We start from the raw sequence: 3076 nt of genomic DNA, 5'->3' as shown, positions 1-3076 counted from the left end.
AAACCTCCAATAATCATTAAAGAAATAATAAACATAATCGTTATAGTAACTAAACGAGTAGTTACTGTAGCCTTTTCTATATCGGAGCGTACTAATTGTTCAACTAAATCACGCCTTTTTTCAATGTCTATCATTATACCTATTGTGGCTTGTGCTTCATCACTCAAAACATAGATATTCTCATTATCTTTATCTTTGTCATTATCATTAGTAGCAGAGGATTTCTCATTGTTAGGATCTTTGATCGAGCCTTTTATTACGTCAAGGTAGTTTCTGATTTCTTCAGGATTTCCATTTTTGAATTTATCGACTAAAGCCTGAACTAGAACCATATTGTTCTGATTATTTGATAACTCTCTTTCACTTTTACGTTTCTCATTCAGTCGTTCTATATCAAATTTTTCCATCAATTTATTTAGCTTACCTACTAATTTGCTAATAACACTCAAATGAGTTTCTCCCTCTTCACGAATTTCCTTATATCCAATTTTAGAAACCATATTTTCAACTAACTCTTTACTAGATGAAGCTGGATACAAAGCCTGAATAAATGAGTTGTTTAATTTTGATATTTTAAGATTTATCTCGTCTGCTATACTTCCAAGTGATTTGAGCAAAATCTCATCTTATTCAGCATTTTTACCTACTTTAGATTCTATTTCTCTAGTCTTTTTGAAATAGTTTTCTAGAGAAATTAATTCCCTATCTTGATTAATTTCATCTTTTTTCTTTTTTTTTGTTAGTCGCCTAAATGAAGCATCCCCCAAAAAAGACAGTGAAAATCTAACTCCCAATTCCTGTTCTACATAATCTATTGATATTGAACGAGGTTGACGAATTTTATCTAACTCATCCATACTTTCTTTCACTGTTAAAAATTGAGTTGTTTTTCCTTTTATTTATTCTATTTGAGTTAGGATACGCTCCGTGTAGTCTTGGGATTCTACTCTATTTTTACTAGAACTACCCCCCGAAATAATACCTCCATAAATTTGACCTATATCTACAGAAAAGACACACGATGTTCCCTGAATAATATTTTTATTTCCTGAAAGAATACCTCGATCTTGACCTAAGTAGCCACCTCTATCAACATTTATGTTTATTTCCTTTTTGACATGATCTATGTCTTTCTGTAGGTACTCTATTTTATTAGCAAGTCTCTTTACTTCTCTTACATACTCTTGAACATCCGGTGAAGAGTTAGATTCAAGTTCTTTTTCAAATATATTTTGAACTTCTTGAGCAACTCTTGCAAAATCAGGGTTTGTTTTGATTTTTTATTCTAAAGTCTCAGCAATTATCTCTAAACTTTGATTGGAAGGCTCTTCATCATTGCTTACTTCTAATTGATTTAATACTGACTGAGTTCTGCTATCTTCCTCAAGTTCTCTTTTCGTTCTTTGCAAGAAAGAATTTTTCTTGAAATTTTATTTCACCTGCTCTTTCGCCGAATTTTTCGCCGAATTTTTCAATATATTTAGTACCTATAGACGCTAATAAAGCTGCAATAATACTAACCAAATCCATAACTTAAGTACCCCAGGTTATGTTTATATTTTTTTTCAAAGTAATACAAACTTATCCCATCAAATCAATACATTCTCAATTTTTAAATCTGGAAAAAAACGACTGATAGAACAACAAAAATTTGGTAACAAAGGAGAAGTGATTTCATCTCCATCTAATAGAGTCGCCACTAAAATTAATCTTGCATTTTCTCGCCGATAAACTTCTACTTGTTTAGTGAAGCGATTAACTATCCAATACTCTCTTACTCCCTCCACCGAATATAATTTTAATTTTCCTTCCTTATCTCGACGCTCGTTATTTTTGCCTGGAGATAATACCTCTATTACTAACTCAGGTGCATCTGTAAGATGACCTGCTTCATCTTCAATTTGAGATAGTCTTTCTTTGCTTACCCAAACCACATCTGGACAAACATTATCTGACTCAGAAAAAATAATACCAGGAGCAATAATAGCTTCCCCTAAATTATTAGACTCTGACCAAATATCAAGTTGCCCAAAAATTTTCCCACAAATTTGTTGGTGTCGGTGGTAGGGTGCTTTGGTCACAAATAATTCTCCATCAATAATTTCATATATATTTAATTCATTTTGAGGTAGTACATCTAAATCGTAAATATTCCAACGTATTTTTTCTACTGTTTGATTCATATAATTTGGAATTTGCTCTAATTTAACTATGTTCAAGATTAAGTGCTTATGCAAAATTAATTACATATTATCTGCCTAAATTATCAAGCACTTTTTTAAGATATTGAAGTAAGCTATTTCAGTTTTCGGGTATCCTCTTATTACTTAGGGCTTGCTGAATAAATATCAAAAGCTTATCAAGTAAAAATTTGAGCCATTATCTGTGTGAAAAAAGTGTCAGTTTTTGCCACTGGTAGGTCAAAAAGTCAGGATTTTGAGCAGCTAACAGGGGAAAAATAGAGAAATAATTTTTCCGATTACATTCCCTCAATCTACCATTTCTACTGACTACTGACTATTGACTACTGACTACTAGAAACAGCTTGAAGACTTTTGAGCGCAAACCCTACTTATCGGGACTTAAACATTTGGAAAGCCAGAAAATAAGCTCAAATTTAGATGAGCAGAGATTTTCACATTAAAAAGATATCAACTCTAAGTAAGCATAGGTTCTAGCCATTTTTCAGGCATCAACATAATTCCATTATCTAGACTGACTTTGACACATCTTTCCTACCAGAAAATATCTAAGTATCACTACTTCCTTTTTCCTTTAATTTTTGACTTTTTCTTATGATTCTTTGATTTTTTCTTTTTATTTTTTGCTCGCTGCTGAACTACTTCCGGTGGCGGACCGTAGTCTCCATCACTAAAGTATACTCGCTCTACTATATTTTCCGGTTCTACTTCAATCCACAAACGGGCACCTCCAGCTTGACTACTATTGGGTTGATGAGGTTGATAAACTATTTGGCAAGGTCCTTTTATTTTCAGAGCGTGGCAATAATCCTTTTTATCTCCTACCTTCACAGCAACTGCTGGATAAGAAGTTCCATGATCTCGGTTGTAATCTA

4 protein-coding genes and 1 pseudogene are annotated in these 3076 nt (G+C 32.6%); all 5 read right to left on the bottom strand.

Annotated features, from left to right (window positions below; all coding sequences use genetic code 11):
- A partial coding sequence (locus F6K22_RS37195) for a hypothetical protein (RefSeq protein ID WP_293109777.1) occupies positions 1-617 on the bottom strand: 617 nt, incomplete at its 3' end.
- Between the two features lie 9 nt (positions 618-626).
- The gene (locus F6K22_RS37190) at positions 627-869 is read right to left on the bottom strand and encodes a hypothetical protein (protein ID WP_293109775.1); all 243 of its coding nucleotides are present in this window, start codon (positions 867-869) and stop codon (positions 627-629) included.
- Between the two features lie 411 nt (positions 870-1280).
- Positions 1281-1409, bottom strand: a complete 129-nt coding sequence (locus F6K22_RS37185; RefSeq protein WP_293109773.1) for a hypothetical protein — start codon at positions 1407-1409, stop codon at positions 1281-1283.
- A 180-nt stretch (positions 1410-1589) separates the two neighbouring features.
- Positions 1590-2183: a Uma2 family endonuclease gene (locus F6K22_RS37180; RefSeq protein ID WP_293109771.1), complete on the bottom strand. Its 594-nt coding sequence runs from the start codon at positions 2181-2183 to the stop codon at positions 1590-1592.
- Positions 2184-2759: 576 nt separating this feature from the next.
- A pseudogene (locus F6K22_RS37175) lies at positions 2760-3076 on the bottom strand (hypothetical protein); the annotation flags it as partial.

Source organism: Okeania sp. SIO2F4 (assembly GCF_010672385.1).
In the GTDB taxonomy this organism is placed as follows: domain Bacteria; phylum Cyanobacteriota; class Cyanobacteriia; order Cyanobacteriales; family Microcoleaceae; genus Trichodesmium.
This window is presented reverse-complemented; position numbering and strand designations above follow the sequence as displayed.